The sequence below is a fragment of the Sphingobium sp. FW305-3-2-15-F-TSA7 genome, assembly GCF_058787155.1.
Genome location: NZ_JBYSZM010000007.1, coordinates 22,810 through 45,143 on the forward strand (window position 1 = coordinate 22,810; position 22,334 = coordinate 45,143).

Sequence of the window (22,334 nt, forward strand, 5' to 3'; positions counted from 1 at the left end):
TATGCCGCTATCATTTGTGGGATGCTACCACGAAATGCGGTAGTAAACCCGCAACATAAAACGCAAACCGTAGTCAATATGACGTCGCAGCAATCAGAGAGAGGGTTTTCAATGGCGACGACCGCAGAATATGGGCTGGGCGAACACAGCTTTCCGCGCGGCTGGTTCATGATCGCCGCCGCCGCCGAGCTCGAGGGCACCACGCCGCTTCCCGTGCGCTTCTTCGGGCGCGATCGCATCCTGTATCGCGGCGAATCGGGGCAGGCCTATCTGGTCGATGCCTATTGCCCGCACATGGGCGCGCATCTGGCCAAGAACCAGACGAGCTTCGTGATCCGCGACAAGGAACATGTGCAGGGCGATTCGATCCGCTGCCCCTATCATGGCTGGCGTTTCGGCCCCGACGGCACGTGCAACCAGATCCCCTATTCGCCGCAGAAGATCCCGGCGGCCGCCCGGCTCGAGACCTGGCCGGTGATCGAACGCGCGGGCTGCATCTGGATGTGGCACGATCCCGAAGGGCTGGAACCCGAATATGACCTGCCGCCCTTCGAGGAATATGAACAGCCGCATTGGGTGAAATGGGAACTCGACCAGTTGGGCGAGCTTGCCAGCCATCCCGTCGAGATCCTCGACAATATGGCGGACCGCGCGCATTTCGAGCCCGTCCACGGCAACGACAAGGTCGACGTCTTCGAGAATGATTTCGACGGGCACCGCGTCGTCCAGCGCCTGCGCGCCGGCCATCGCACGCTGCAGGGCGACGCGCCGCTGGAAACCGATACCTGGTATACCGGCCCCGGCATCCTGCAGTCGCGCATGTCGGGCCAGTTCCCGGCGATCATCATGATCACGCACACGCCCATCGACGACGGCGTGGTGAAGGTGTGGCACGGGTTGCTGGTCAAGGTTCCCAATGCCGAGCCGACGGCCGAGGACACCGCCATGGCGCGCGCCTATCAGGCGGCCGCCTGCGCCGCCTTCGCGCAGGATTTCGAGATCTGGTCGAACAAGAAGCCGTGCATCAACCCGATGGCGGTGCAGGGCGACGGGCCGGTGGGCAAGCTGAGGATCTGGTACCGCCAGTTCTACAATCCCCGCGCGCGGGCGCAGGAGTTCCAGGCGCGCGTCAACGGCACGCACATCACGCGCGGAACATTGTCCGCGCCGTTCGAACAGAAAGTCGCCTGAGCGCGACGCTAGCTACAAGGACAGGAGAAGATTTTGGCCAGACTGGATGGCAAGGTGGCGATCGTCACCGGTGCGGCGCAGGGCATGGGGGCCGCCACCGCGCGGCTTTTCGCCGCCGAGGGCGCGAAAGTGGTGCTCGCCGACATATTGGAGGACAAGGGCAAGGCGACCGCCGCCGAGATCGGCGACGCGGCGCTGTTCCTGAAGCATGACGTGCGATCCGAACAAGATTGGGCGGCTTTGGTCGCCGCCGCGGTCGCGCATTTCGGCAAGCTCGACATCCTCGTCAACAATGCAGCGATCGTGCATTATTCGCCGATCGAGGCGATGTCGGCCGAGGATATCGAGCGCGTGCTCTCGATCAATGTGCTCGGCGTGATCCTGGGCGCGAAACATGCCGCGCCGGAGATGACGAAGGCCGGGCGCGGCGTGATCGTCAACATCTCGTCGGTCGACGGCCTGCGCGGCTGCAACGGCCTCACAGCCTATACCGCCAGCAAATGGGCGGTGCGCGGTCTGTCCAAATCGCTCGCTTATGAACTCGGCCCGCGCGGCGTGCGCGTGTGCAGCGTCCATCCCGGCGGCGTGAACACGCAAATGGGCAATCCCGCGGGGCTGAGCGGCGATGCGCTCAACACCGGCTATGAGCGCGTCCCGCTCCAGCGCATCGGCGAGCCCGAGGAGATTGCGCGCGCGAGCCTGTTCATCGCGTCGGACGAGGCGAGCTATATCACCGGCGCCGAGCTGGCGGTCGATGGTGGCTGGTCCGCCGGCTATTATCAGTCGATGCTGCCGGGCGCGCCGACCAGCCTGGGCCTATGAGCCGGCTCGACGGCAAGGTCGCGATCGTCACCGGCGCCGGCCAGGGCGTCGGGCGTGGCATCGCTGTCGCGCTCGCCGCGCGCGGCGCCGCCGTGGCCTTGCTCGGCCGGACGGTTGCCAAGCTCGACACGGTCGCCGCAGAGATCGGCGACGGTGCGGTCGCCTTTGCGTGCGACGTCAAGGATGCCGCGGCGGTCCGCGCGACCGTCGATGCCGTCGCGGATCGCTTCGGCGGCATCGACATCCTCGTCAACAATGCACAGGAAGTGCCGCTCGGCCCGCTGCTCTCGGTCAGCGACGAGGCGTTCGAAGCGGGCTTCGCATCGGGCCCGCTCGCCAGCTTCCGCTTCATGAAGGCTTGCCATCCCCATCTCGAACGGCGCGGCGGCGGCACGATCGTCAATCTCGCCAGCTCGGCGGCGCTGCGCTGGGACATGTCGGGCTATGGCGCCTATGCCGCGGTCAAGCAGGCGACGCGCGCGCTGACCCGCGCCGCCGCCGCCGAATGGGGCCCCGCCAATATCCGCGTGCTGACGATCGCGCCGCACGCCCGTTCGCCCGGGCTGGCTGCGTGGATCGACGCCAATCCTGAGGAAGCGGAGGCGTTCTTCCGTTCGATCCCGCTGCGCCGCGTCGGCGATTGCGAAACCGATATCGGCAATGCTGTGGCGGCGCTCTGCGGCGAGGACCTGGCATATCTGACCGGCGCGACCATCCCGCTCGACGGCGGGCAGGCCAATTTCGACTGAACCGCTCAGACAGGAGGACGCGGCGATGCACTATCCCAGGGAAGAGGTCGAAGCCGCGATCAGGGGATTGCGCGACGCTTTCGTCGAGGCGGAAAGGCGCGGCAGCTGGTCGTGGATCGCCGACGCCTTCTATCATGAGGATTGCGTCTATGAATGCCCCTATGGCGGCGCGATGTTCGTCCGCGCCGAGGGGCGCGAAGCGATCCGCACCACCCATTATGGCCGCGACATGGATGTCGGCTCGGGCTGGCAGGGATGGAGTTTTCCGATCCTGAGTTGGGCGATCAACGAGGATCGCATCATCAGCGAATGGGTCAATCGCGGTCCCGGCATGCGCCCCGACGGCAGCCATTACGAAACGCGCGGCGTCTCTCTGATCACCTATGGCGGCGGCGGCAAATTCTCCTACCAGATGGATTTGTTCGACATCGCGCACCAGATGCATCTGTGCGACGAACTCGATGCCGCGGGCCTGCTCAGCGCCGACCTCAAGCGCGACTGGGTGAAGCCGATGAAGGCGCGGATCGTCGCCATGCTCACCCGGGACGCAAGCGCATGAGCGCGGAGGATATCGTCGCGATCCAGCAATTGCTGGCGACCTATGTCTTCGCGATCGACGCGAAGGATTATGACGCGCTCGACGCGGTGTTCACCCCCGATGCCGAGATCGACTATCGCGCAACCGGCGGTGCGGCGGGGCGCTATCCGGAGATCAAGCCCTGGCTCGGACGGGCGCTGGCCCCCTTCCCGCTCACCCAGCATCTGATCGGGCTGCCGCTCATCCGGCTCGACGGGGACCGGGCGACCGCGCGGACGATGCTGTTCAATCCGATGCAATTGGCCCGTCCCCAGGGCGAGCATCTGTTCCTGCTCGGCTGCACCTATGCGGACGAACTGGTGCGCACGCCCGATGGCTGGCGGATCGCCAAGCGTGTCGAAACCGATTTCTGGGTGAAGGATCCGCCCGCCGATTTCACGCCGGAGCCGATGGCGTGAGCGCCGATCCGTTCAGTCCGGTCCAGATCGGCCCCGTCACGCTGCGCAACCGTTTCATCCGTTCGGGCGCGAACGAGATGATGAACAAGGACATGTTCCCGACGCGCGCGCTGACCGAATTCCATCGCGCCTATGCGCGCGGCGGCGTCGGCATGACGACGCTTGCCTATGTCGCGGTGTCGAAGGACGGACGGACCTTGCCGGGGCAAGGCACGATGCGCGCCGAAAGCGTGCCGCACTACCGTGCCGTCACCGATGCGATCCATGCCGAGGGCGCCAAGGCCTCCGCCCAGATCACGCATGGCGGCAGTTTCTGCCAGATCGACGATCTGTCGACGCCGCGCGCCATGTCGGCATCGGGCGGCATCGACAAGATGGGCGTGCTCAAGGGCCGTTTCCTCCAGCGCGCCATGACCCGCGCCGATATGGAGATGGTACGCGACGAGTTCGCACAGGCCGCTTTGCTCGCCGAACAGGCCGGCTTCGACGCGGTCGAGATCCATATGGGCCACGGCTATCTGCTCAACCAGTTCATCTCGCCGCTCTCCAATGTCCGCCGCGACGATTATGGCGGTTCGGCCGAGAACCGCGCGCGCTTCCCCGCCGAGGTGCTGGAGGCGGTGAAGCAGGCGACGGGCGGGCGGCTGGCGGTGCTCGCCAAGATCAACCTGACCGACGGCGTGCCCAAGGGGGCGACGGTCGACGATGCGATCGTGACGGCGCGTGCGCTGGAACGCGCGGGCGCCGACATGCTCGTGCTGTCCGCCGGCCGCAACATCGAAAGCACCTGGGCGATGTTCGGCAGCGCGCTGCCCTATGACGATCTGGCGGCGATGCAGACGGGCCTGCTCGCCCGGCTCCAGTTCGCGATCCTCAAGATGAGCGTGCCGCGCCTGCCGCCCTTCCGCGAAAACTATCTGATCGAACATGGCCTGAAGCTCAAGGCCGCACTGGCCGGCAGCCCGATGAAGCTCGCGCATCTGGGCGGCGTCCAGTCGCTCGCCGCCGCGAACCAGGCGATGGCGGAAGGATTCGACGCGATCGTGATGGCGCGCGCGCTGATCCACGATCCCGGCCTGGTCGCCAAATGGCGCCTGGGCACGGATCTCCGATCGGGCTGCACCGCGTGCAATCGCTGCGTCGCCGCGATGTACGGCCCGTCGGGCACGCATTGCCCGGAGGTCGGCAATGCGCTCGATCCGGCGCTCAAGGACATACTCGCAGGAAAGGAACTGGCGGATGCTGCTTAAGGACAAGGTGGTGGTGATCAGCGGAGTCGGCCCCGGCATGGGCCAGGCGCTGGCGCGCATCGCCGCCCGCGAAGGCGCCCGGGTCGCGCTCGGCGCGCGCAATCGCGATTTCATCGAAGCGGTGGCGAGCGAGATCCGCGCCGACGGCGGCGAAGCGGTGGCGCTGGCCACCGACATCGCCGATGCCGCCCAGTGCAACGCGTTGGCCAAGGCGACGACCGATGCGTTCGGGCGGATCGATGGCCTGGTCAACACCGCCTATATCCACGGCGCCTGGGTGACGGTCGATCAGGCCGACCCCGAGGATTGGGCGCGGGTGTTCGACGTCAACTGTCTGGGCGCTCTGCGCATGGCGCAGGCGGTGCTGCCCGCGATGAAGGCGCAGCAGGACGGTGCGATCGTCAACGTCGCCACCATGTCCCAGGTCAATCCCTTTCCGGGAGAAGGCGGCTATGCGACGGGCAAGGGTGCGCTGACGACGATGACCAAACACATGGCCAAGGATCTCGGCCGCTTCAACATCCGCGTCAACGCGACGCGCATGGGCTGGATCGGCGGCAAGCCGGTTTACGATTATATCGACGGACAAGTCGCGAACGGCGCCGATCGCGAGGCGCTGGTCGGCGAAATCACCGCGCGCATCCCGCTCGGCATCATTCCACCCGAAGAGGATTGCGCGAGGAGCGTGCTCTTCTTCCTGTCCGATCACGCCAGGGTCGTCACGGGCGCCACGCTCGACGTCAATGGCGGCCAATATATGGCGCCCTGACCATGGGAGACGAGATGTTCACGCGCGAGATGTGGCAGGATTTCTGCCGACGGCTGGAAGCCGCGGGAGAGGTGGTGCTGGCGCCCGAGGCGGCGGCATCGCCGCTCGATCGCGCCGAGGGCTTCCGCTATCTGACGCGGCTGCTGCGCATCGGGCTCGACATGCATCTGGAGCATGCCGATCCCGATTTCCCCAGCTTCTACGCGGCATCCCACCAGACCGCGAAGATCGGCGCCGACAATCCCGACAATATCTATATGAACGCCACGGTTTCGGGTGCGCGGCGCTACCGCATCACCGGCAGGCGCGGCAGCGTGCCGATCCTGAGCTTCGGGACCAAGGCCAATCGCTATGCGATCGACGGCACGATGGCGTCGACGGGCGAGCTCGATTCCGCCGACATGCAGGTCGCGCCCGACGGATCGTTCGAGATCGTCGTGAGCCGCGAACGGGCGGAGGGCAATTGGCTGCCGCTCGCCGAGGACAGCACGATGGTGATCGTGCGCCAGACCTTTCTCGATCGTGCCGTGGAGACGCCGGCGACCGTCGAGATCGCCGCGATCGACGGCCCCGCCACCCCCGTTCCGCTCACCGCCGGCCGGCTCGGTTCGGCGCTCGGGCGCGTCACCGCCTTTGTCGAGGGCACTGCCAGGACCTTTGTCGACTGGACCGAAAGCTTCCGTGCCGAACAGTTCAACCGGCTCGCGACGATCGACCAGACGCGCTTCTTTCGCGCGGGCGGCGATCCGACGATCTTCTATCTCCATGGCTGGTGGCAGCTCGCCCCCGGCGAGGCGCTGCGCATCGACACGCCCGTTCCCGAATGCAGCTTCTGGAATTTCCAGCTCGACAATTACTGGATGGAATCGCTCGATTATCGATACCATCGCATCCATGTGAACGGCCATGGCGCGCGCCTCAACGACGACGGCACGTTGACGCTGGTCGTCGCCGATCGCGATCCGGGCTTCGGCAACTGGATCGACACCGCCGGCCACGATCGCGGCACGATGCTGCTGCGCTGGACCGGCGCCACCGACCATCCCGTCCCACAAAGCAGGATCATCCGCCTCGATGACTGATCTCGAACCGCGCATCGCCCGGCTCGAGGCCGAGAGCGATATCCGCCGCCTCAAGGCACGCTATCTCAATGCCTGCGACGCCAAGGACGTGGCGGCGATCCGCGCCTGCTTCACGCCCGACGCGGTGATCGACTTCCCGCCGGTCGGCACATTCGATCTCGACGGCCTGATCGGCATATTCACGCAGATGGCGGCGACGACGCCGATCGTCGACGTGCATCAGGCACATAATGGCGAGATCGAAATCGACGGCGACGCGGCGAGCGCGCGCTGGAATCTGGGCTATGCCAGCTATGATCCGCGTGAGCGCAGCTTCCGGCTGCTCGCCAATTTCTATCACGACCGCTATCGCCGCACCGCCGATGGCTGGCGCATCTGCTACACCCGCTCCGAACCGCGCGCGATCGTCGACGGCACACTGGCAGAGGATGGGCTGAAAGCCGGCTGGGTTGGCCCCTGAGCTCCGGTGCGCGTCAGTCGACCAGCGCGCACCACCGATAGTCGTGCTTGATGAAATTCTGGCCCAGGCTGTAATTGACCCGCCGGATTCCCGGGATCTTGTCGACCGTCTGGTGCAGGAAATCGGTGAGCTCGTTGCCGTTCTCGACCAATGTCATCGCGAGCACGTCGGCGCGGCCGAGCGTCGTCGCGACAAAGGCAATCTCGGGCAGCGCGGCCAGGCTCGTCGCGACATTCTCGATATCGGCGGCGGTGTCGGCCTCGATCCAGAGATAGGCGAGGATCGGATTGCGCAGCCGGTTGGCATTGGTCACCGCGGCGACGCGGATCACCTTGGCGTCCAGCAGGCGCTTCAGCCGCGACCGGATCGTGCCTTCGGTCAGCCCGAATTCCCGGCCGATCTCGCGGTTGGAAACGCGGGCGTCATGGCCCAGCCGGTCGATGATCCGGTGATCGAGCTCGTCGAGGCCGATACGCGTGCTCATAGGGGTGCCCATTCCGGATTATATTTGAAGACCTTGAGCGCCAGGCTCGGGAACAGGCGTTCGACCCCCTCGATCTTCGCGATCACGTTGGTCAGCAGATTCTGCATCTCGTCCAGGCTCTGCGCGACCACCTGGATCTCCAGATCGTGCGTACCGATCGCCACATTGACCGTGATCACGCGTTCGAGCTTGGCGATGTCGGCGCCGACGGCGGCGGCCGAGCGCCCTTTCACCTGCACGCCGACCGGCGAGAGATATTCGAAGCCCAGCGCCGCCAGGTCGCGAATTGCGACGACACGCACCATATTGGCCTCTTCCAGCCGGCGCAGCCGCGTGCGGACCGTCGCCTCATTGACGTCCATGTCGCGTGCGAGATCGCGATTGGCGATGCGGCCGTTCTTACGGAGTGCCGCGATGATCTGGTCGTCGACCTCGTCGACGCGGTACATGCCGTCCTCGCGGCCGCTCCCCTGCGCCTTGCCGCGCGTCCGGCGCTCGCTCTTGCCCTCGGTTCGCAACGCGGCTCTCTCCTCAATTGCGACAATGCGCGGCCATCCAGCAGGCGACCTACGCGAAACGACGATGCACAGACCTTATTGCCGCAATCGTGTCAATATTTTCGGCCGAAGCAAGTCATTATCACACTTTGCGTACAGATTATGACTTCTCAGAACGCATTTCGTATGCAAAACCTCATCATGAACCGGAATGATGCCGGAAGCCGGGATTGGAGCCGCCGTGGAAGCCTTGCATGAAGTCGATGTGCTGGTCGTGGGATCGGGCGCGGGCGCGCTGACCGCGGCGTTCACCGCCGCCAATGCGGGCGCGGAGGTTCTCGTGGTGGAGAAATCGGCGCGATATGGCGGCACCTCGGCGACATCGGGCGGCGGCATCTGGATTCCCGCCAGCGACGATGCCCGCGCCAAGGGACATGCCGACGATCCCGAAGAGGCGCTCGGCTATATCAAGGCCCTGATCGGCGACGACGTGCCCGAGACCAAGCTCCGCGCCTTTGTCGACAATGCGCCGCGGATGCTGCGCGACATGGAGGCGCATTCGGAGCTGCGCTATACCGCCTATGCCTATGCCGATTATCACATGGACGTGGCGGGCGCGCGTGACGGCTGGCGGACGCACGACCCGATCCCGCTGATGGCCGACCGACTGGGCGAGGATTTCTGGCGGATGGAGCCGCCGCACACGCTGACACTCACCTTCGGCCGCTTCACCTGGACGATGGAGGAAGCCAAGCTGTTGCTGACGATGAGCCCGGGCGCCAAGCCCCTCCTCTTCAAGCTGATGATGAAATATCTGTTCGACCTGCCCTGGCGCTTCAAGACCAAGCGCTCGCGCCGTCTGACCGGGGGCAACGCGCTGATCGGCCGGCTCAAACTGTCGATCGATGCCAAGGGCGTTCCGATCTGGCTGGATGCGCCGATGGTCTCGCTCGTCGACGGCCCCCATGGCGTGACCGGCGCAATCGTCGAACGCGACGGCGAGGCAATCGAGATCCGCGCGCGCAAGGGCGTGATCCTCGCCAGCGGCGGCTTCGATCATGATCCGGCATTGCGCGCACGCCATTCGCCCCAGCCCGCCTCGGCCGACTGGAGCGCGGGCGTGCCCAGCAACACCGGCGACGGGCTGAAGGCCGGCATCAGCGTCGGCGCCGCGACCGGACTGATGGATTCCGCCTGGTGGGGGCCGGGCTTCATGCTCGATGGCGAGGATCGTGCACGTATCATGTTCGTCGAGCGCGCATTGCCGTCCTCGATCATCGTCAACCAGGCGGGCCGGCGCTACATGAACGAGGCCGCGTCCTATCATGTCGCGGGCGGCGAGATGCATCGCGCCAACCGGCCCGATGCGCCGACCGTGCCGTCCTGGTTCGTCTTCGACGCGCGCTATCGCGGGAAATACATGCTCGGCCCGATGATGCCCGGAAAACCATCGGCCGATGCGCGCATCCCGGCGCCGATGCGCAAGATCCTGAAAAAGGCGGATTCGCTCGACGGGCTGGCGGCGCAGATGGGCGTCGATCCGGCGGCGCTCCGCGAAACAGTCGCGCGCTTCAACGGTTTCGCGGCGCGCGGCGAGGACCCCGATTATGCGCGCGGCCAGTCGGCCTATGACCGTCACTATGGCGACGCCTCGGTCTCGCCCAATCCCACGCTCGCGCCGATCGAGCACGGGCCCTTCTACGCGATCGCCATCTATCCGTGCGATCTCGGCACCAATGGCGGGCTCGCGACCGACGAACGGGCGCGCGTGCTCGATGAGGACGGCAAGCCGATCCAGGGTCTCTACGCGGTGGGCAACGTCTCCGCCGCCGCCATGGGCCGGACCTATCCGGGTGCCGGCGCGACATTGGGCCCGGCGATGACCTTTGGCTGGATCGCCGCGCGCGACATGCTGGGCGTCAACCGGTGACGGGCGGCTTCAAGGTCATCTCGCTCTTGAAGGCGCGCGCCGATATCGATCGCGCGCGCTTTCGCGACTATTACGAAACCGATCATGCGCCGCTGATCCTGGAGTTGATGCCCAATATCCTCGCCTATCGGCGCAATTACGTCGCGGCGGACGGCGGCATCGCCTTCGATCGGACGCCGCCCTTCGACTATGATGCGGTCACCGAGATATGGTTTCGCGATCGCGGGGCTTATGAGGAGGCGCTGGCCGTGCTCATGCAGCCGGCAAATGCCGCGCGGCTCGCGGCGGATGAGGAGGAATTTCTCGACCGCTCGCAGACACGGCTGCTGGTCGTCGATGAAACCGAGAGCGCGATCTGCCGCCCGTAAATCTAATGGGCTGTCTCATTTCTTGTCATTCCCGCGTGCGCGAGAATGACAGAGCATGTCTTAACTACCGCGCCAGATAACCGCCATCGACGGCGAGCGGATGGCCGGTGATGAAGCTGGCCTTGTCCGAACAGAGGAAGACGACGGCATCGGCGACTTCCTGCGCTTCGCCCAGCCGGTTCATCGGATGCATTTCGGCGATGAAGCGCGCCGCGGCTTCCTCCTTCACCACCGCCTCGACCATCGGCGTGCGGATCGCGCCGGGGCAGACCGCGTTGATGCGGATGCCTTGCGCGGCATAGCGCATCGCGGCCGACCGGGTGAGGCCGATCACCGCATGTTTGGACGCGCAATAGCCGGCGCCCCCTGCCCCGGCCATGCCCGCGATCGAGGCGGTGTTGACGATCGCGCCGCGCCCGGCGCGTTCCATGTGACGAAGCTCGGCCGCCATGCACAGGGTCAGCCCGCGCTGGTTGACCGCGATCGTGCGGTCATAGGCGTCCAGATCACCCCAAGGGGTCTCCATGCCCTCCAGCGACACGCCGGCATTGTTAAATGCGCAGTCGAGTCCGCCCCAGCGCAAGACGATATCGTCGACAAAGGCATCGACCGCCGCCCGATCGGTCACGTCGAGCGCGCCATGATGCGCCTCGGCGCCCGCCGCACGCACCATCGCGGCGGTCTCGGCGGCGCTGTCGGCATTGAGGTCGGCGACAGCGACGCGTGCGCCCTCCGCGGCAAAGGCGAGCGCGGCGGCGCGGCCGATGCCACTGCCACCACCGGTCACGAACACGCTTTTTCCATGCAGCGAAGACGCCATGACCGCCTCAGACGATCTCGAACAGTCCGGCAGCACCCATGCCGCCGGCGACGCACATCGACACCACGACATAGCGGACGCCGCGGCGCCTTCCCTCGATCAGCGCATGGCCGACCAGCCGCGAACCCGTCATGCCGAAAGGATGGCCGAGCGCGATCGCACCGCCATCGACATTGATCCTTTCGGGATCGATGCCCAGCGTATCGCGGCAATAGAGCGCCTGGCTGGCAAAGGCCTCGTTGATTTCCCACAGGCCGATGTCGTCGACCTTCAGCCCCGCGCGATCGAGCAGCTTGGGAACCGCGAAAACCGGGCCGATCCCCATTTCCTCCGCCTTGCAGCCAGCAACCTGGAAACCGCGATAGATGCCCAGGATCGGCAGCCCTTCCCTTTCAGCGGTCGCGCGGTCCATCACCAGCTGCGCCGAGGCGCCGTCCGAAAGCTGGCTGGCATTGCCCGCAGTGATGTGGCGGCCTTCCTTGACGACGAGCCCGTCCTTGAACACCGGCTTGAGCGCGGCGAGCTTCTCGGCGGTGGTGTCGCCGCGCACGCCCTCGTCGCGATCCAGCGTCACCTCTTCCTTGCCGGTCTCGTTGCCTTCCTTGTCGAACAGCGCCTTGGTGACGGTGATCGGCACGATCTCGTCGTCGAACCGGCCCGCCGCCTGAGCCGCGCCGGCGCGCTGCTGGCTGGTCGCGGAGAATGCGTCCTGCGCCTCACGCGAGACGCCGTAGCGATCGGCCACGATCTCGGCGGTCTCGATCATCGCCATATAGGCGTGGGGATCGGCCGCCTTCACGAATTCGGAGCGGTTGCGATAGCTGGGCGCATGCTTGTTGATGGTGAGCGAGATGCTCTCCACGCCGCCGGCCACCGCGACGTCGATCTCGTCGCACATGATGCCGCGCGCGGCGAGCGCGATGGCGTTGAGCCCCGACGAACATTTGCGGTCGAGCGTGAAGCCCCCGGTCGCATCGGGCAGCACCGAGCCCTGAACCGTCAGGCGGCCGACATTATAGCCCTGCGTACCCCAATGATTGCCGACGCCCATATAGACATCGTCGACCCGGGCGGGATCGATCCCGGCGCGCGCGATCGCGGCATTCACGACATGCGCGGTCAGCACGGGCACTTCGGTATCGTTGAAGGCCCCGCGATAGGCCTTGCCGATGCCGGTGCGGGCAGTGGCGACGATGGCGGCTTCGCGCAAACTCGTCATGCCTCGAAGCCCTGCATATTCGCCTGGCTCCAGAAAGCGCGCATTTCGACCACTTTGCCCTCCTCGTCGAACTTGAACGTGTCGATCACGTCGATCGACTTGCGGCCGCCATAATCGAGCTCGACCGAGAAAGCGAAGGCCGCATAGTCGCCACCGGTGCGAACGGGGCCGTGCAGCTTCAGCTTCGGCCCCATCGTCATCGAGCGCGTGTAGAATTCCCGGATGGCGTCATGCCCCGCATGAGCGGGCGTGCCGATCGGATCCTCCACCGTCGCATCGGCGGCATAGAGCGCCACGACCATTTCGGGATCGCCCTTTTCGAACGCTTCGACATAGCGCTCGACCGCCTCGACCATCACCGCGTGACTGGGCATCCATTCCTCCTCAACCGCAAAAATTCCGGGAACCGGCGAACCGATCGGATCCCCATTGTCCCAACGGCGACATGGGACGCCACCACCATTTCGGGGCTACCCGTCTTTCGAACGTCCCGGTCGTCATCGACCGGCCATTCTCAGCCGCCGAAATTCCAGTGATGGCCCCACTCATCCTCCTTCAGGCTGATCGTCGGCGTGAAGGTTTTCCAGTCGGGACGGATGCCGCCGCAGCCATATTCGACGTCGAAGCCCGATGGCGTGCGCATGTAGAAGCTCGTCATCTTGTCGTTCATATGCTTGCCGAGACTCGACGAGATATGGACGCCGGCGGCGATCGCACGGTCGAGCGCGCGGCCGACATCGTCGAGCCCGGGCACTTCGACCATCATGTGGATCAACCCCGAAGGCGCTGGATATTCGCCGAGCGCCACGCTGTGATGGCGCGGATTGTCGCAATGCAGGAAATGGAAACCGATCCCCGGATCGTCGGGCCCGCCCTGCATGAAGGCGCGCATCTCGTCGCTGTCGCCGAAACCGAGCAGGTCGACATAGAAAGCGCGCGTCTCGGCGAGCTTCATCGCGGGAAAGACCACATGGCCCAGCCCCATCTCGCCGGTCACGAAACCCGGCACGCCGGCGGGCGAGACGAAGGGCCTGCCATCGACGATGTTGCCCCAGCCCAGTTCGAGCCGATTGCCCGACGGATCGCTGCAGCGGACAAAGGCGCGCAGATGGCGCTCGGCCGCCTCCTCCGCACTCGCCGCTTCGAACGTGACGCCGGCGGCGCGAAGCCGGGCAAGCCCGGCCTCGAACGCATGCGCATCGGCATAGACCAGACCCGCCGCGTGAAAGCTGTCCGTATCGCCCTTGCGGATCTGAATGCGGAAGGGCCGGTCGTCCATGCGCAGGCGGATGCCGTCTTGATGATCAATGGCCTGCATGCCCAGCACGGTTTCGCCGTAAACGCGCCAGGCTTCGACGTCCGCCGTGTCGACGACCACATAGGCAAGCGATCGTATCGCCATTCGCTTCATCCCCAGATTGCGCGTCTCCTGACGCCTCTCGCTGCGCAAGCTAATAGCATATTTGGCATCATACAAGCATTATACGTACCTATGACGTATAAATCATACGCATACCGCAGAAAATTTCAACGAACGATCGCGGGATGCGGGATGCGCGGCTCGCCGAGCATTTCGCGATAGGAGGGCGGACGACGGCCGCCCGCCTCGGTAATGCCATAGCGTTCGGCGAGCTCCGCGCCGATCCGGGTGCTGCCCGACAGCGTCATGCGCTCGGGGTCCTTGTGGACCGCCGCGATCAGCCGCCCCGTGAATTCGGGCGTCTCGGCATTGGCCATGAAACTCTCATACTGATCGGGCCGCTCACCGAGCGCACGCGCGGTACGCTCGGTGGCAAGCGGCCCCATCCAGATCGCGATCGTCGCGACGTCATGATCCTTGAGATCGACACCCATATCGGCGGCGAACTTGTCGACCCCGGCCTTTTGCGCGCCATAGGCCGGGCCGTGCATATAGCAGACCGATCCGAAGGACGAAGTGAAGGCGATCAGCCCACCGCCCGTCTCGATCATCAGCGGCGCCGCATGGAAGCTCGCGACATAGCTCGAACGCAGCCCGATATCGAGGATATCGACCAGCGCGACGGGCCGCTCCCAGAAGCCGCCGGGCATGATCAGCGCGTCGTGGATCGCGGTGGCGTTGTTGACGAGGATGTCGAGCCGGCCTTCGTCGCGACGCACGCGCTCGAACAAGGCGGCGACCTGCGCGTCGTCGCCATGATCGACGGCAGCGGCAACACCGCGCCCACCAGCAGCGGTCACCGCTGCGGCAGTGGCGGCAACGGTTCCGGGAAGCGGCGCGCTCCCCTCCTCCACCGTCCGCCCCGTCACATAGACGGCATAGCCCTGTTCACCGAGCGCGCGCGCGATCCCCGCACCCGCGCCGCGGCTCGCGCCCGTCACCACTGCCACCTTCTGCTCGCCCATCTGCAACATCCTCGCTTGCCCGATTGCGGGCCCGTTGACATCCGTGATCGGATATTCGATTCGATATTGCGTCATAGAACGCGTTTTGCGTAGTTTGGAAGCATATTTCATACGCAACACAACAATCACTGCTAAACGGCAGGAATCGCACGATACCGTCGCACGCAGCCTGGAGGCGGCACGACGCTCCCCCGAAGTGGATTGACAGCTTGCGTAGCAAATAATAGATTTCTGTACGAATATAGCAGTTGATCATTCTTATTTGCTGCAAACGGCGTACAAGAATCGCAAGGAGAGACCATGGCCACCGCCCTCGACCAGACCGGGCAGATCGCGATTCCCAGCGCCGAGGCACTGATCGAACGCGCGCGGGCAATGATCCCCGCACTCAAGGCGCGCGCCGCACAGGCCACCGCCGATCGCCGCATCCCCGACGAGACGATCGCGGAGATGCAGGCGGCGGGATTTTTCCGCATTCTCCAGCCGAGGCGCTGGGGCGGCTATGAAATGCACCCCAATGTGTTTTTCGAAGTCCAGAAGCTGCTTGCCGAAGGCTGCATGTCGACCGGCTGGGTCTATGGCGTGGTCGGCGGGCACCCCTATGAACTCGCGCTGTTCCACGATCGCGCGCAGCAAGAGGTCTGGGGCGACGACGACGCGATGCTCGTTTCCTCCTCCTATCAGCCCGTCGGCAGGGTCGAACATGTCGAGGGCGGCTTCCGCCTTTCCGGCCGCTGGGGCTTTTCGAGCGGATCGGAACATTGCGGCTGGGTGCTGCTCGGCGCCGTCGTGCCGCCCGCAAAGGAAAGCGACGCACCCGATATGCGCACTTTCCTGGTGCCGCGTAGCGACTACAGGATCGAGGATGCATGGCATGTCTTCGGACTGCAGGGAACGGGCAGCCAGGACATCGTCGTCGATGGCGCCTTCGTGCCCGACCACCGCACGCACCGGGCGGTCGACGGCTTCCTCTGCCAGAATCCCGGCCAGGCCGAGAATGACGCGCCACTCTACCGCCTGCCCTGGGCGCAGATCTTCGTAAGGCTCGTTTCGACGGCCGCGCTGGGCGGCGCCCGCGCCGCGACTAAAGGCGCGCTGGAGATCATGCAGACACGCGTCTCGACCAATACCGGCAAGGCATCGAAGGCCGATCCGCTGCTCCAGAACGCGATCGCGAAAGCCTGGGCCGAGATCGACGAGATGGAAACCGTGCTGGCGCGCAATTTCGACGCGATGATCGCCCATGCCGAAGCGAGCGAGGATGTGCCGATGGACAAGCGCACGCTTTACCGTTTCCAGTCGGCATCGGTCGTCCGGCGCTGCGCCGCGCTCGTCGATACGCTGATGCCGTTGCTGGGTGGGCGCGCAATCTACACGTCGAGCCCGGTCGTCCAGCCCTGGCTCGACCTCCACGCCGCGCGCGCGCACATCGCCAACGACCCCAATAATTTCGGACCCGACCTCACCAACGGGCTGCTGGGCGAAGCGCCGGGCTTCATGTTCCTTTGAGCAAGGCCGAAACGATGGGAGAGACGAGAATGGGCGGGATCAGCCAGGCGCGCTACGCCGTTACGGGTGGGTATGAGATTGCGATCGCGGAGGCAGGATCCGGCCCGGCGATCATATTCATCCACGGCAGCGGCCCCGGCGCGTCCGGCCAATCGAACTTCAAGCAGAATATCGCGCCGTTCGTGGCGGCGGGCTATCGCGTGCTGCTGCCCGACATGATCGGCTATGGCGCCTCGTCCAAGCCCGAGGGGATCGACTATACGCTCGCGCTGTTCACCGACACCCTGTTCGAAGCGCTGACCCAGGCGGGCGTGACAGAAGCCGTTCTGGTCGGCAATTCGCTCGGCGGCGGCGTGGCGGTGCAGATGGCGCTCGACCATCCCGGTTTCGCGACCCGACTGGTGCTGATGGCGCCGGGCTGTATCGAGGAGCTGCCGGTCTATTTCGCGATGCCCGGCATCGCCAGGATGGTCGGCGACTTCACCAGCCCGGACTTCACGCTCGAGGATCAGCGCAAGCTCGTCTCGAACCTGGTCTATGACGCCTCGGCCATCACCGATGCGCTCGTCGCCGAACGCTATGCCGTCGCGCGGACCCAGCCCAAGGACGTGCTTGCACGAATGCGCACGCCCAATCTCGCACCGCGGCTCGGCGAACTGCCCATGCCGATCCTCGGCTTCTGGGGATTGAACGACGAATTCTGCCCGGCCTCGGGTGCGCAGCATTTTCTGGATGCCTGCCCGAATGCGCGCTTCATGACTTTCAACAAGGTCGGCCACTGGGTCCAGGTCGAGCGGACGGAGGAATTCAACCGCTACACGCTGGCGTTTCTGCATGGCTGACATTGCCGGATTGCCCGATGCGCGGCCCGGCGACCCGCATTGGCATTCGGACGTCGAGGCCGCGCACATCGTCGATGGGCCGGACGCCATCGCCTGGGACGATGCCGCCGACCTGGTGGTGATCGGCTATGGCGGCGCCGGCGTCTCGGCGGCGCTCGAGGCGGCAGAGGCCGGGCTGGAGGTGATCGCCGCCGACCGCTTCGAGGGTGGCGGCGCCACGGCGATGAATGGCGGCGTCTTCTATGCCGGCGGCGGCACGCCCGCGCAGCATGAAGCCGGCGTCAGCGACGATGCCGGGGAGATGTTCAAATATCTCCGCATCGAGGCGGCGGGCGTGGTTTCCGACGCGACGCTCAGGCGCTTCTGCGACACCAGCGTCGAGACGGTCGACTGGATGACACGCCATGGCGTGCGCTTTCGCGGCATCCTCTATCCCAAGAAAACCAGCTATCCGCATTCGAGCTTCTATCTCTATCATCCCGACAATTCGCTGCAGCCCGCCTATGCCCGCGTCGCCCGCCCCGCACCGCGCGGCCATCGCGCCTTCGTGCCGGGCACGAGCAGCCCGGTCGGCTATGGCGTGGGCCTTTACGATCCGCTGCGCGACGCCGCCGAAAAGGCGGGCGTTCGCCTGCTCACCGGCGCCGAGGCGCGCCAGCTTGTCGTCGATCGCGCCGGCCGCGTCCTAGGCGTCAAGCTGATCCAGGTGCCTGGCGACGCGCCGGTCGCGGTGCGCTATCAGAAGCTCCAGCGGCGCGCGACGCGCCTGCTGCTCAAACTGCCGCCGGCCTTTCCCGGCGCCGGGTTCGCCGCGCGCATCGCCGAACGCTGGTTCGCCGAAACGCGCCGGATCGAGGCGAAGCACGGCGTCGCCCGCCATGTCCGCGCGCGGCGCGGCGTGGTGCTGTCGGCGGGCGGCTTCATCTTCAACCGCGCGATGGTGCGGCATTATGCGCCGCGCTATGCCCAGGGCATGCCGCTGGGCTCGCCCGGCGACGACGGCAGCGGGATCCGCCTGGGCCAGAGCGCCGGCGGTACGGTCTCGCGGCTCGACCATGTCAGCGCCTGGCGCTTCATCAATCCGCCTTTTGCCTGGGCGAAGGGCATGATCGTCGACGCGCGCGGCGAACGCTATGTCAACGAAGCGCTTTATGGCGCCACGATCGGGCAACCGATGGTCGAGGATCGCGGCGGCGTCGCCTGGCTGATCATCGACCAGTCGCTCTATGACGAAGCGATGGCGCAGAGCCGCGACAAGCTGATCCTGCCCTTCCAGAAATATCCGGCGATCGCGGCGATGCGCCTTGGCCGCAAAAAGGCCGCGACGATTGAGGCGCTCGCGCGGAAATGCGGCTTCGATCCGGCGATCTTCCAGGCCAATGTCGCGCGCTACAATGCCGCGGCACGCGGCGAGACCCCCGATGCCTTCGACAAGGCGACGGAGGATATGCACGCGATCGGCACCGGCCCCTTCTACGCGCTCGACATGTCGATCACGGCACGGCTGATGCCGCTGCCCGTGCTCACGCTGGGCGGGCTTCGCGTCGAGGAGGAGAGCGGCGCCGTGCTCGACGAAGCGGGCAAACCGATCGCCGGCCTCTATGCCGCGGGCCGCACCGCGATCGGCATCTGTTCAAACATCTATGTAAGCGGTCTGTCGGCCGCCGACTGCGTCTTTTCCGGGCGCCGTGCAGCACGTCACGCGGTCACGTCCATTTAGTCCGAACGGAGGATTTGCGACGCAGCGTGCCGGGATATGGCTTCCGATCAGGAGGCCCATGACCATGTTGATGACCCGCTCCCACCTTTCCAGCGTCGAGGAGATCATCGACGAGGCCCGCAATGGCCGGATGTTCATCCTGGTCGACGACGAGGATCGCGAGAATGAAGGCGACCTGATCATTCCGGCGCAGATGGCGACGCCGTCGGCGATCAACTTCATGGCGAAGCATGGCCGCGGACTGATCTGCCTGGCGCTGTCCAAGGCACGCGTCGACCAGCTCGGGCTCGACCTGATGAGCCGCAACAACGGCACGCGGCACGAGACCGCCTTCACCGTCTCGATCGAGGCGCGCGAAGGCGTCACCACCGGCATTTCGGCCGCCGACCGCGCGCGCACCGTCTCGGTGGCGATCGACGCGTCGAAGGGCCCCGAGGAGATCGCGACCCCCGGCCATGTCTTCCCGCTGGTCGCGCGCGAGGGCGGCGTGCTCGTGCGCGCCGGCCATACCGAAGCCGCCGTCGACGTCTCGCGCCTTGCCGGGCTCAATCCCTCCGGCGTGATCTGCGAGATCATGAAGGACGACGGCACCATGGCGCGCATGGACGACCTCGTCGCCTTCGCACAGGAACATGGCCTCAAGATCGGCACCATCCGCGACCTCATCGCCTATCGCAGACAGCACGACCATCTCGTCGAGAAGGTCGCCGAGACCGAGTTCGACAGCCAATGGGGCGGGCGCTGGCGCCTGATCACCTATCGCAACAGCGCCACGCGGTCCGAACAGCTCGCGCTCGTCAAGGGCATGATCGATCCCGATCGCCCGACTTTGGTGCGCATGCATGCCATGGAGTTCGGCACAGACATGTTCGGCGGCACCGGCACCCGCGCCGGGCTGCTGCGCGGATCGATGGAGATCATCGGCGCGGAAGGTGCGGGGGCGATCGTCGTCATCAACCGGCAGATGCCCGACCTGCTTTCACGCGCGGTCAAGGCGCTGGCCCGCGACGGCGATGACGATGCTGACGACGTGAGCGAGACCGAAACGCTGCGCGACTATGGCGTCGGCGCACAGATCCTGGCCGAACTGGGCGTGCAGGACATGGTGCTGCTCACCACCGGCACCCAGTCGCCGGTGGCCCTTGCCGGATACGGCCTCAACATTGTCGACCAGCGATCGCCGTTGCCCGCCTGATACCAAGATGCGATGAGCTTGACTCATCGCATCTTGGTGAAGCCCGCGCGGCGCTTGAGCGTTCCAAGGTGCGGATGCGTCAGCATCCCTGCACCTTGGTATGAGCGCTCTCAGGCGCCGGTCAGCAAAGCCTTTTTGAGCGCCGCAACGGTGGCATCGTCGATGCCTAGGCCGTCACGCACATAGGCCTCCATTGACCCATAACGTTTGTCCACCTCGGCAAAGGCGGCCTCGATATAGGCGGCACGAACGGTCAGCACCGGTTCGAGCTTCGCCGGATCGAGCGGCGTCGATGATTTGGCGAGCGCGGCAAGCGTCGCGCGGTTCTTGCCCGCGAGATAGGTGTTGCTCGCCAGATAATCCGCCATCACCGTCTCGCGCGGCACGCCGAGCAAGCTCAGCAGCACCGCACTGGCCCAGCCCGTCCGGTCCTTGCCGGCGGTACAATGATAGAGCACCCCGCGCCCGCCTGCCGAAGCCATGCGTGTCAGCAAGCGCTGATAGGCGTTACGTGCACTCGGCAGCGCGACGAAGTCGCGATTGGCCGCGGTCAGCATCTCGACGCCGCGCCCGCTCTGGATCATCGCCATGGCCTGACGCATGTCGCCGCCCAGGCTGCCCTCGCTGTCCGCCGCGACGTCGAGGATCAGATGCTCGACCCCGGCGGGCACGCGATCGGGTTCGCGCTTGCGTTCGGCTTCGGTGCGCAGATCGGCGATCGCGCCCAGGCCGAGCGTAGAGAGCGCCGCGAAGTCGCGATCGTCCAAGCGATCGAGCTGATCCGAACGATAGATCAGCCCCATCCGCACCCAGCGGCCATCGGCGGTGCGATAACCACCGATATCGCGGAGATTGGGGACGGTCGCGAGATGCAGGCCGCGATCGGCGACGACGAGCGCCGCACCGCGATCGGGCACGAGCGCGAAGAACCAGCGCCGGTCCGGTGCGAGGCCCATGACGGTGGCATTGCCCGTCGCCCCGCCCTTCGCGACGGCACGCGTCCGATCGATCGCATCGGGGCTGGCGCCGGCATAGATGGTGACGTTCGACGCGCCAGGCGCCGACCAGCGGATATCATGGCCACCATCGCCGCGCACGATTTCGGCCTGCGCAAAGGGAATGACATCGGACCGGACGGCTGCGGTCGCCGCGTGCGGCTCGACCGTCGTGCACGCCTGGAGCGCGGGTGTCAGCGCGAGCGCGAACAGGATGGGCAGGCGCTTCATCATGTCGATCCTATACGCGCTGCGAGGAGATATTGCCGCCATCGACGACGATCTCGGCTGCGGTGACATAGCTCGCTTCGTCCGACAGCAGGAAGCGGACGACACGGCCCACTTCCTCCGGCGCACCGATCCGTTCGAGCAGAATGCGCTTTTCAAAGAAACCCTGAGGCAGATTGTCGATCGCGGGGCGGGTCATCGGCGTCACGATCTGGCCGGGCGAGACCGAATTGATCCGGATGCCGTCGCGCGCCAGCCGGTCGGCGAGCGAACGGACGAGCGAGAGCATGCCGCCCTTGGCCGCGCTGTAGATCGGGTTGATGCCATTGCCGAGCGTCGCGTTGATCGAGGTGATCGCGACCACAGCCGATCCCGGATTGGCGGCGAGGTCGCCATGGATCGCCTGGGTCAGCATCGCCAGCGGGCGCAGATGCGTGTTGATGCCCGCCGCCCAGCTTTCCGCCGTGATCCCTTCGAGCGAGGCGGTGTCGACGATGCCCGCGGCATGGACGAGCCCGCCGATCGTGCCCATCGCTTCGCGGCTCGCGGCGATCGCCGCAGGATAGCTATCAAGGTCTGTAAGGTCGATCGCCACGCCCAGCGCGGCCACACGGAATTCGGCGGCGATCGCGGCAGCGCTCGTTCGGGCGCGATCGGCGTCGATATCCCAGAGCGCGACGGGACGGCCGACCGCGGCAAGCGCGCGCGCGGACGCCAGCCCGATGCCGGAGGCACCCCCGGTCACGATCACGCCAGTGGCGGGTGCGCCGAGCGCGGGCGATAAACTGGTCGAACTCATCGGAACATCATCTCCATATCATGA

Annotated in this window: 24 protein-coding genes; 15 read left to right on the forward strand and 9 right to left on the reverse strand. The window is 65.9% G+C overall.

All coding sequences use genetic code 11. The features are described 5' to 3' along the window. Window positions 1-111 precede the first annotated feature (111 nt). The 9 genes from AC3WN8_RS06930 to AC3WN8_RS06970 are packed head-to-tail and all read left to right on the forward strand — an operon-like array spanning window position 112 to window position 7,319. Window positions 112-1,191 (forward strand): 3-ketosteroid-9-alpha-monooxygenase, oxygenase component, encoded by a 1,080-nt coding sequence (locus tag AC3WN8_RS06930; protein ID WP_492668664.1) that lies wholly within the window; start codon window positions 112-114, stop codon window positions 1,189-1,191. 33 nt (window positions 1,192-1,224) lie between these two features. Continuing rightward, entirely contained in the window at window positions 1,225-2,013 is a 789-nt protein-coding gene (locus tag AC3WN8_RS06935) for an SDR family NAD(P)-dependent oxidoreductase (protein ID WP_492668665.1), read from the forward strand. Next, a complete protein-coding gene (locus tag AC3WN8_RS06940; protein ID WP_492668666.1) occupies window positions 2,010-2,762 on the forward strand; it encodes an SDR family NAD(P)-dependent oxidoreductase in 753 nt (250 codons plus the stop codon). The genes AC3WN8_RS06935 and AC3WN8_RS06940 overlap by 4 nt, the downstream gene beginning before the upstream one ends. Before the next feature lie 25 nt (window positions 2,763-2,787). Beyond that, window positions 2,788-3,321, forward strand: a complete 534-nt coding sequence (locus tag AC3WN8_RS06945) for a nuclear transport factor 2 family protein (RefSeq protein ID WP_492668667.1) — start codon at window positions 2,788-2,790, stop codon at window positions 3,319-3,321. Then, window positions 3,318-3,758, forward strand: a complete 441-nt coding sequence (locus AC3WN8_RS06950; RefSeq protein WP_492668668.1) for a nuclear transport factor 2 family protein — start codon at window positions 3,318-3,320, stop codon at window positions 3,756-3,758. Before AC3WN8_RS06945 ends, AC3WN8_RS06950 begins: the two co-directional genes overlap by 4 nt. Next, on the forward strand, window positions 3,755-5,008 hold the full coding sequence (locus tag AC3WN8_RS06955) for an NADH:flavin oxidoreductase (protein ID WP_492668669.1): 1,254 nt from the start codon (window positions 3,755-3,757) through the stop codon (window positions 5,006-5,008). The genes AC3WN8_RS06950 and AC3WN8_RS06955 overlap by 4 nt, the downstream gene beginning before the upstream one ends. Continuing rightward, entirely contained in the window at window positions 4,998-5,777 is a 780-nt protein-coding gene (locus AC3WN8_RS06960) for an SDR family oxidoreductase (RefSeq protein WP_492668670.1), read from the forward strand. Before AC3WN8_RS06955 ends, AC3WN8_RS06960 begins: the two co-directional genes overlap by 11 nt. Window positions 5,778-5,791: 14 nt before the next feature. Continuing rightward, the gene (locus tag AC3WN8_RS06965) at window positions 5,792-6,859 is read left to right on the forward strand and encodes a DUF1214 domain-containing protein (protein ID WP_492668671.1); all 1,068 of its coding nucleotides are present in this window, start codon (window positions 5,792-5,794) and stop codon (window positions 6,857-6,859) included. Further along, window positions 6,852-7,319, forward strand: coding sequence for a nuclear transport factor 2 family protein (locus tag AC3WN8_RS06970; RefSeq protein WP_492668672.1), 468 nt, complete (start codon window positions 6,852-6,854; stop codon window positions 7,317-7,319). Before AC3WN8_RS06965 ends, AC3WN8_RS06970 begins: the two co-directional genes overlap by 8 nt. Before the next feature lie 13 nt (window positions 7,320-7,332). Here AC3WN8_RS06970 and AC3WN8_RS06975 read toward each other — a convergent pair whose 3' ends face one another. Then, on the reverse strand, window positions 7,333-7,803 hold the full coding sequence (locus tag AC3WN8_RS06975; protein ID WP_492668673.1) for an Lrp/AsnC family transcriptional regulator: 471 nt from the start codon (window positions 7,801-7,803) through the stop codon (window positions 7,333-7,335). Continuing rightward, a complete protein-coding gene (locus tag AC3WN8_RS06980) occupies window positions 7,800-8,321 on the reverse strand; it encodes an Lrp/AsnC family transcriptional regulator (protein ID WP_492668674.1) in 522 nt (173 codons plus the stop codon). The genes AC3WN8_RS06975 and AC3WN8_RS06980 overlap by 4 nt, the downstream gene beginning before the upstream one ends. Before the next feature lie 220 nt (window positions 8,322-8,541). On the opposite strand from AC3WN8_RS06980, the gene AC3WN8_RS06985 reads away from it, so the two are divergent. Together AC3WN8_RS06985 and AC3WN8_RS06990 are read left to right on the forward strand one after the other, a co-directional pair. Beyond that, window positions 8,542-10,230, forward strand: coding sequence for an FAD-dependent oxidoreductase (locus tag AC3WN8_RS06985; protein ID WP_492668675.1), 1,689 nt, complete (start codon window positions 8,542-8,544; stop codon window positions 10,228-10,230). Next, window positions 10,227-10,598 (forward strand): EthD domain-containing protein, encoded by a 372-nt coding sequence (locus AC3WN8_RS06990; protein ID WP_492668676.1) that lies wholly within the window; start codon window positions 10,227-10,229, stop codon window positions 10,596-10,598. Before AC3WN8_RS06985 ends, AC3WN8_RS06990 begins: the two co-directional genes overlap by 4 nt. 64 nt (window positions 10,599-10,662) lie before the next feature. On the opposite strand, the gene AC3WN8_RS06995 is transcribed toward AC3WN8_RS06990, so the two are convergent. From AC3WN8_RS06995 to AC3WN8_RS07015, 5 genes are all read right to left on the reverse strand, one after another. Beyond that, a complete protein-coding gene (locus AC3WN8_RS06995) occupies window positions 10,663-11,418 on the reverse strand; it encodes an SDR family NAD(P)-dependent oxidoreductase (protein ID WP_492668677.1) in 756 nt (251 codons plus the stop codon). A gap of 7 nt (window positions 11,419-11,425) precedes the next feature. Next, the gene (locus AC3WN8_RS07000; RefSeq protein WP_492668826.1) at window positions 11,426-12,628 is read right to left on the reverse strand and encodes an acetyl-CoA C-acyltransferase; all 1,203 of its coding nucleotides are present in this window, start codon (window positions 12,626-12,628) and stop codon (window positions 11,426-11,428) included. A 5-nt stretch (window positions 12,629-12,633) separates the two neighbouring features. Next, window positions 12,634-13,011, reverse strand: coding sequence for a nuclear transport factor 2 family protein (locus AC3WN8_RS07005; RefSeq protein ID WP_492668678.1), 378 nt, complete (start codon window positions 13,009-13,011; stop codon window positions 12,634-12,636). 140 nt (window positions 13,012-13,151) lie between these two features. Then, complete coding sequence (locus AC3WN8_RS07010) at window positions 13,152-14,039, reverse strand: VOC family protein (protein WP_492668679.1); 888 nt, start codon at window positions 14,037-14,039, stop codon at window positions 13,152-13,154. Between the two features lie 125 nt (window positions 14,040-14,164). Beyond that, the gene (locus AC3WN8_RS07015) at window positions 14,165-15,022 is read right to left on the reverse strand and encodes an SDR family NAD(P)-dependent oxidoreductase (protein ID WP_492668680.1); all 858 of its coding nucleotides are present in this window, start codon (window positions 15,020-15,022) and stop codon (window positions 14,165-14,167) included. A 300-nt stretch (window positions 15,023-15,322) separates the two neighbouring features. On the opposite strand from AC3WN8_RS07015, the gene AC3WN8_RS07020 reads away from it, so the two are divergent. From AC3WN8_RS07020 to ribB, 4 genes are read left to right on the forward strand one after another with little or no spacing between them, the layout of a single operon-like run. Continuing rightward, the gene (locus AC3WN8_RS07020) at window positions 15,323-16,531 is read left to right on the forward strand and encodes an acyl-CoA dehydrogenase family protein (RefSeq protein ID WP_492668681.1); all 1,209 of its coding nucleotides are present in this window, start codon (window positions 15,323-15,325) and stop codon (window positions 16,529-16,531) included. Window positions 16,532-16,560: 29 nt separating this feature from the next. Continuing rightward, on the forward strand, window positions 16,561-17,373 hold the full coding sequence (locus tag AC3WN8_RS07025; RefSeq protein WP_492668682.1) for an alpha/beta fold hydrolase: 813 nt from the start codon (window positions 16,561-16,563) through the stop codon (window positions 17,371-17,373). Beyond that, entirely contained in the window at window positions 17,366-19,093 is a 1,728-nt protein-coding gene (locus AC3WN8_RS07030) for an FAD-binding protein (protein ID WP_492668683.1), read from the forward strand. The genes AC3WN8_RS07025 and AC3WN8_RS07030 overlap by 8 nt, the downstream gene beginning before the upstream one ends. Before the next feature lie 58 nt (window positions 19,094-19,151). Then, the gene (gene ribB, locus AC3WN8_RS07035; protein WP_492668684.1) at window positions 19,152-20,288 is read left to right on the forward strand and encodes a 3,4-dihydroxy-2-butanone-4-phosphate synthase; all 1,137 of its coding nucleotides are present in this window, start codon (window positions 19,152-19,154) and stop codon (window positions 20,286-20,288) included. A gap of 110 nt (window positions 20,289-20,398) precedes the next feature. On the opposite strand, the gene AC3WN8_RS07040 is transcribed toward ribB, so the two are convergent. Both AC3WN8_RS07040 and AC3WN8_RS07045 read right to left on the reverse strand, forming a co-directional pair. Then, window positions 20,399-21,514 carry a tyrosine-protein phosphatase gene (locus AC3WN8_RS07040; RefSeq protein ID WP_492668685.1) on the reverse strand — a complete coding sequence of 372 codons (1,116 nt, stop codon included), beginning with the start codon at window positions 21,512-21,514 and terminating at the stop codon, window positions 20,399-20,401. Window positions 21,515-21,524: 10 nt separating this feature from the next. Further along, complete coding sequence (locus AC3WN8_RS07045; RefSeq protein ID WP_492668686.1) at window positions 21,525-22,310, reverse strand: SDR family NAD(P)-dependent oxidoreductase; 786 nt, start codon at window positions 22,308-22,310, stop codon at window positions 21,525-21,527. Window positions 22,311-22,334: the final 24 nt, after the last annotated feature.

Coding starts and splice junctions, on each gene's coding strand:
- AC3WN8_RS06945 (WP_492668667.1), top strand. CDS start 2,788: ATGCACTATCCCAGGGAAGAGGTCGAAGCCGCGATCAGGGGATTGCGC.
- AC3WN8_RS07020 (WP_492668681.1), top strand. CDS start 15,323: ATGGCCACCGCCCTCGACCAGACCGGGCAGATCGCGATTCCCAGCGCC.
- AC3WN8_RS06950 (WP_492668668.1), top strand. CDS start 3,318: ATGAGCGCGGAGGATATCGTCGCGATCCAGCAATTGCTGGCGACCTAT.
- AC3WN8_RS06930 (WP_492668664.1), top strand. CDS start 112: ATGGCGACGACCGCAGAATATGGGCTGGGCGAACACAGCTTTCCGCGC.
- AC3WN8_RS07025 (WP_492668682.1), top strand. CDS start 16,561: ATGGGCGGGATCAGCCAGGCGCGCTACGCCGTTACGGGTGGGTATGAG.
- AC3WN8_RS06965 (WP_492668671.1), top strand. CDS start 5,792: ATGTTCACGCGCGAGATGTGGCAGGATTTCTGCCGACGGCTGGAAGCC.
- AC3WN8_RS06975 (WP_492668673.1), bottom strand. CDS start 7,803: ATGAGCACGCGTATCGGCCTCGACGAGCTCGATCACCGGATCATCGAC.
- AC3WN8_RS06940 (WP_492668666.1), top strand. CDS start 2,010: ATGAGCCGGCTCGACGGCAAGGTCGCGATCGTCACCGGCGCCGGCCAG.
- AC3WN8_RS07045 (WP_492668686.1), bottom strand. CDS start 22,310: ATGAGTTCGACCAGTTTATCGCCCGCGCTCGGCGCACCCGCCACTGGC.
- AC3WN8_RS07005 (WP_492668678.1), bottom strand. CDS start 13,011: ATGCCCAGTCACGCGGTGATGGTCGAGGCGGTCGAGCGCTATGTCGAA.
- AC3WN8_RS06995 (WP_492668677.1), bottom strand. CDS start 11,418: ATGGCGTCTTCGCTGCATGGAAAAAGCGTGTTCGTGACCGGTGGTGGC.
- AC3WN8_RS07040 (WP_492668685.1), bottom strand. CDS start 21,514: ATGAAGCGCCTGCCCATCCTGTTCGCGCTCGCGCTGACACCCGCGCTC.
- AC3WN8_RS07010 (WP_492668679.1), bottom strand. CDS start 14,039: ATGGCGATACGATCGCTTGCCTATGTGGTCGTCGACACGGCGGACGTC.
- AC3WN8_RS07015 (WP_492668680.1), bottom strand. CDS start 15,022: ATGGGCGAGCAGAAGGTGGCAGTGGTGACGGGCGCGAGCCGCGGCGCG.
- AC3WN8_RS06960 (WP_492668670.1), top strand. CDS start 4,998: ATGCTGCTTAAGGACAAGGTGGTGGTGATCAGCGGAGTCGGCCCCGGC.
- AC3WN8_RS07030 (WP_492668683.1), top strand. CDS start 17,366: ATGGCTGACATTGCCGGATTGCCCGATGCGCGGCCCGGCGACCCGCAT.
- AC3WN8_RS06970 (WP_492668672.1), top strand. CDS start 6,852: ATGACTGATCTCGAACCGCGCATCGCCCGGCTCGAGGCCGAGAGCGAT.
- ribB (WP_492668684.1), top strand. CDS start 19,152: ATGACCATGTTGATGACCCGCTCCCACCTTTCCAGCGTCGAGGAGATC.